A 5,034-nucleotide genomic window follows, 5' to 3' on the forward strand; every position below is an offset into this window, starting at 1 on the left:
GTATGGCGTAATTAATTAATGTTGCTGGCGCGCTCCAGATCCGGATATCAAAATATACAGCAGCAAAATGTTCCACTTCAGCACTGCTACTGACCAGCTGAAGAGCGAGATGACGAATCGGGAGCTGTATCAGCAGTAACAACAGAGCAATTATCAAAGCCAGCCAGATGGCTTGCATTAATACCGCCTGCATTTTTGGGGTGTTGTTTTCCCCATAGGCTTGAGAGGTGAGACCTGTGGTCGCCATTCTGAGAAAGCCGAATCCCCAGAAAACAAAGGTGAAAATCATACTGCCAATCGCCACGGCTCCCAGGTAATGGGCTGCACTGAGGTGCCCAACCATGGCAGTATCTACCATGCCCAACAGCGGGGTGGAGATATTGGCAATGATCATTGGACCGGCAATATGCCAAACTTGGCGGTGGGTTACAGTGTGATTCGACAATTTGATATCCGTAAAAAGCCCTCGTTCAGGGCAGGCGGTTTAAGCTTTAAACAATCTTCAGTTTGGAAAACAGCATGATTTTAGCGAAAAAAAACAGCATAACCTACGGATGTGAAGCCAATGTGGATTGAGTGGCTGAGTTATGCCTCAGCTGGCATGGTGGCAGGCACACTTGCGGGGCTATTTGGTATTGGTGGTGGACTGGTGATTGTGCCTGTCCTGGTCTGGTTATTCAGCAAACAGGGGGTACCCAGTGAATATCTGATTCATATGGCGGTGGCGACATCATTAATGACAATTGTTGTCACGTCCATGTCGTCCATATTTGCTCACTGGCGGATAGGTAATATTTCATTTCTGGCGGTTCGCAGATTGGTGCCGGGACTTATTATTGGCGCTTTTAGTGGTGCATTGCTGGCAAGCTCAATAAGTGGTGACAAACTGCAGATACTGTTTGCAATATTTGCATTGGTAATGGCACTACGTATTTGGTTGCCTAATTCAACCGCTTCCTATCCTGTTTTATTGAATCGCTTACCTTCGACTATCTATGCTTTGGGGAGTGGCGTAATAAGTGCGCTGGTGGGCATCGGTGGCGGAACATTGATTGTTCCTTATTTAGTGATGGCCCGTCTCAGTATTCAGCAGGCAATTGGATCCGCTGCATGCTGCGGTTTACCGATTGCGATTGCCGGAGGACTTGGTTTTATTATGTTTGCACCAAGCGAAATAAGCCAGCAGTCCGTGTGGCAAACTGGCTTTGTAAATTGGCAGGCATTTATTGGCATTATTGTTACCAGTGTATTTTTTGCTCAGTTTGGGGCACGTTTAGCTAAAATTTTACCGTCACATTGGTTACGCCGATTATTTTCGTTATTACTGATTTGTGTATCCGTTTATTTTTTCATTCGCTAATGACAGCATGACATCGGCTTTGATGGTAGCGCCGTTTCTTTTATAATTGCCGGGTTTCGTTTCTAACCTAATCTTATATTGGAGCAATCGCTTTATGAATCTTGACCGTGTCGGCCCAGGCAGCAACCTGCCTGAAGATATCAATGTCATCATCGAAATTCCTGCTAATGCTAATCCGGTCAAATATGAAGTTGATAAAGCAACCGGTGCGCTGTTTGTCGATCGTTTTATGAATACCGCCATGTTTTACCCGGCAAATTATGGCTATGTGCCAAATACTTTATCGGATGATGGTGATCCTGTTGATGTCCTGGTGATAACGCCATTTCCTTTAATTAACGGTTGTGTCGTTGCTTGCCGTCCAGTCGGCATGCTGAAAATGACAGATGAAAAAGGCGAAGATGCCAAAGTCGTCGCAGTTCCTCACGACAAAATGTATGACCATGTCAAAGATATTAATGACGTGCCAGAATTTTTGCTAAACCAGATTGCGCATTTCTTTGAACATTACAAAGATTTGGAAAAAAACAAATGGGTCAAAATCGAAGGTTGGGCGGGAATTGATGCCGCCAAACAGGAAATTGTTGATAGTGTTGCGCGTTATCAGAATGAAGTGAAATAACTATCATTGAATTAGTAAACACGACTGTCTTTGCATACGGCGAGCTGACATAAGTCAGTTCGCCGTTTGTCTTTTATGACTGGATAAAAACATGACACAGATTATTGTTCAGGGACCACAATTAACGCATGAACTGGCCAATGACATTGCCGAAAAACTGGCTGGAAACTGCCGTTGGCAAAATCGCTATGCATTAATTGAAAATACTCAGCATGCTGACTTAACCATGTTGCGGCAACAGTTTCCAGTAGACATTAATGTCTTACCCGCCAACTTTGTGGCAGATGATTGCCGGTTGATTGTGATGGATATGGACTCCACTTTGATCAATATCGAATGTATTGATGAAATTGCCGATTTTATGGACCTTAAACCGCAAGTGGCGGCAATAACCGAAGCGGCAATGCGCGGCGAGATTGATTTTGAAACATCATTAAAAAAACGGGTAGCTTTATTAAAAGGATTGCCCGTCGATATGTTGGATCGGGTCTATAACGAACGTTTGATGCTCAATCCTGGTGCAGAGTTGATGTTAAAAACGGTGCAACAGGCTGGTATGAAAACAGCGCTGGTTTCCGGTGGTTTTACGTTTTTTACTGATAAGCTGAAAAAGCGTTTGAATCTGGATTTTACTCAGGCCAACGTGCTGGCGGAAGCAAATGGTTTGCTGACTGGAGAAGTTAAAGGAGCCATTTGTGGGGCACAGGCCAAAGCTGACTTTTTAATAAAATGCTGCGCTGACCTGGGTATAGAAAATAGTCAGTCCATTGCTATTGGCGATGGTGCAAATGATCTTTTGATGATGGCTGAAGCCGGTATGAGTGTGGCTTATCATGCTAAACCCAAAGTACAGGAAGTTGCCGATACTACATTTAATTTTTGTGGTCTCGATGGTGTGTTGGGACTATTGCAACGATCTTAATCAAAGGCGTAATCTTGAATTAACAGCAGGTGCCCCCATCTGCTACAACTAACTAAACAAAGAGGTAACATCGATGGATATTATGGAGCGCATTAAACAGGCAATTGAATCAAATTCTGTGATTCTGTTTATGAAAGGTACGCCTGAGTTTCCGCAATGTGGATTTTCCAGTCGTTCATCACAAGCGCTGACTGCCTGTGGCTCAGAATTTGCTTATGTAAATGTACTGGCTGACCCGGAAGTACGCGAAAATCTTCATCGCTATGCTGACTGGCCAACCTTCCCACAACTCTATATCAACGGTGAATTAGTAGGTGGATGTGACATTATTATGGAACTGTATGAGAGCGGTGAACTCAAACAGATGGTTGATGCAGCGAGTTGATTTTTGCTATGGCAGAAAAACGTGATCAAGATTGGCAGGCCGAGAACGGTTTTGCGGTTGCGCCATCTAAACCTGATTTAAAACAACCACCCAAATATCGGGTGATCATGATGAATGATGATTACACGCCGATGGACTTTGTGGTGGAGGTTTTGGAAACCTTGTTTGATATGGGGCGTGAACGTGCCACACGTACCATGTTACAAGTGCACACAGAAGGGCAGGCTTTGTGCGGGATCTTTACATTTGAGATTGCCGAAGCCAAAGTGGAACAGGTAAACAGTTATGCCCAAAGACATGGGCATCCTCTACAGTGCACCATGGAACAGGATTGAGATGGCTGCAATGACAACAGGCGGATAGCAATATGCTGAGTAAAGAACTTGAACACACGCTAAGTCAGGCATTCAACTATGCTCGACAAAGATCCCATGAATTTCTCACGGTTGAACATTTATTACTGGCCCTGCTGGAGAACGGACAGGCGCTGGCGGTACTTAAAGCCTGTGAGGTGGATATCAATGCTTTGCGTCAGGATCTGACCGATTTTCTTGCCGATAACTTGCCTACTTTGGCCGAAGACAGCGAGCGTGAAACTCAGCCAACCTTGGCTTTCCAGCGGATTCTGCAACGTGCTGTGATGCATGTACAGTCTTCCGGTGGTGAAGAGGTCACTGGTGCTAACGTTTTAGTGTCCATTTTCTCAGAACAGCAATCTCAAGCTGTTTATTTATTGCAGAAGCAGGATGTCAGTCGGCTGGATGTGGTGAATGCCATCAGTCATGGTGGTATTGAAAACCTGGCCGAAGAAACCAAAAGCGAAAAGATTGAAGTTGAAGACGGCAATTCTGAAAGTAAAAGCCCCTTGGCTCTATATGCGACTAATCTGAATGCTGAAGCAAAACTGGGTCGAATCGATCCGCTTATTGGCCGTGCCCATGAGATTGAACGGACTTTGCAGGTCCTTTGCCGCCGTCGTAAAAACAATCCATTGTTTGTCGGTGAAGCCGGGGTGGGCAAAACTGCACTGGCGGAAGGTCTTGCCAAGCGTATTGTTGATGGTGAAGTGCCGGAAGTGCTTGAACAGGCCGTGGTTTATTCACTGGACATGGGCGCGTTGGTCGCTGGTACTAAATACCGTGGAGATTTTGAAAAACGATTGAAGGCTCTGCTGCGCGAAATTAAACAGCAGGATCATGCCATTTTGTTCATTGACGAAATTCACACCATGATCGGTGCAGGAAGTGCCGGTAACAGTGCGATGGATGCAGCCAACTTGCTTAAACCATTACTGGCTAACGGGGAATTAAAGTGTATTGGCTCGACCACTTATCAGGAATATCGCAATATCTTTGAACATGACCGTGCTTTGGCGCGTCGTTTTCAAAAAATTGATGTGCCTGAGCCATCTGTGGCTGAAACCATTGAAATTCTTAAAGGCCTCAAGCCAGGATTAGAGCTGCATCATAATGTGCGTTATTCCAATGCGGCCATTGAACAGGCTGCAGAACTTGCTGCGCGTCATATTAATGATCGTTATCTGCCTGACAAAGCGATTGATGTACTGGATGAAGTCGGTGCAGCACAACGTATTTTGCCAAAATCAAAACGTAAAAAAATGATTGGTGTGCCCGATGTGCAGCAGATCGTTGCCAAGATTGCCCGTATTCCGGCTAAAACAGTCAGCAATGCCGATAAAGACAATCTGCGTAATCTTGAGCCAAATCTGAAACACGTTATTTTCG

The 5,034-nt window shown here is 45.0% G+C and carries 7 protein-coding genes; 6 read left to right on the plus strand and 1 reads right to left on the minus strand.

Translation table 11 applies throughout. The features are described 5' to 3' along the window. The coding region (locus B3O33_RS07675) for an MATE family efflux transporter (RefSeq protein WP_292363334.1) at window positions 1-445 on the minus strand (445 nt) is incomplete at its 3' end. A 120-nt stretch (window positions 446-565) separates the two neighbouring features. Here B3O33_RS07675 and B3O33_RS07680 point away from each other — a divergent pair. The 6 genes from B3O33_RS07680 to B3O33_RS07705 all read left to right on the plus strand — a co-directional run. Then, window positions 566-1,360 carry a sulfite exporter TauE/SafE family protein gene (locus tag B3O33_RS07680; RefSeq protein WP_292361404.1) on the plus strand — a complete coding sequence of 265 codons (795 nt, stop codon included), beginning with the start codon at window positions 566-568 and terminating at the stop codon, window positions 1,358-1,360. Between the two features lie 94 nt (window positions 1,361-1,454). After that, window positions 1,455-1,982: an inorganic diphosphatase gene (ppa, locus tag B3O33_RS07685; RefSeq protein WP_292361403.1), complete on the plus strand. Its 528-nt coding sequence runs from the start codon at window positions 1,455-1,457 to the stop codon at window positions 1,980-1,982. A 91-nt stretch (window positions 1,983-2,073) separates the two neighbouring features. After that, window positions 2,074-2,904: a phosphoserine phosphatase SerB gene (gene serB, locus B3O33_RS07690; RefSeq protein WP_292361402.1), complete on the plus strand. Its 831-nt coding sequence runs from the start codon at window positions 2,074-2,076 to the stop codon at window positions 2,902-2,904. Window positions 2,905-2,977: 73 nt separating this feature from the next. Further along, window positions 2,978-3,289, plus strand: coding sequence for a Grx4 family monothiol glutaredoxin (gene grxD, locus B3O33_RS07695; RefSeq protein ID WP_292361401.1), 312 nt, complete (start codon window positions 2,978-2,980; stop codon window positions 3,287-3,289). Window positions 3,290-3,297: 8 nt separating this feature from the next. Then, window positions 3,298-3,624, plus strand: a complete 327-nt coding sequence (gene clpS, locus B3O33_RS07700) for an ATP-dependent Clp protease adapter ClpS (protein ID WP_292361400.1) — start codon at window positions 3,298-3,300, stop codon at window positions 3,622-3,624. Between the two features lie 32 nt (window positions 3,625-3,656). Further along, on the plus strand, window positions 3,657-5,034 hold a 1,378-nt coding region (locus tag B3O33_RS07705), incomplete at its 3' end, for an AAA family ATPase (protein ID WP_292363335.1).

The organism is Methylophaga sp. UBA1464 (assembly GCF_002325665.1).
Lineage (GTDB): Bacteria > Pseudomonadota > Gammaproteobacteria > Nitrosococcales > Methylophagaceae > Methylophaga.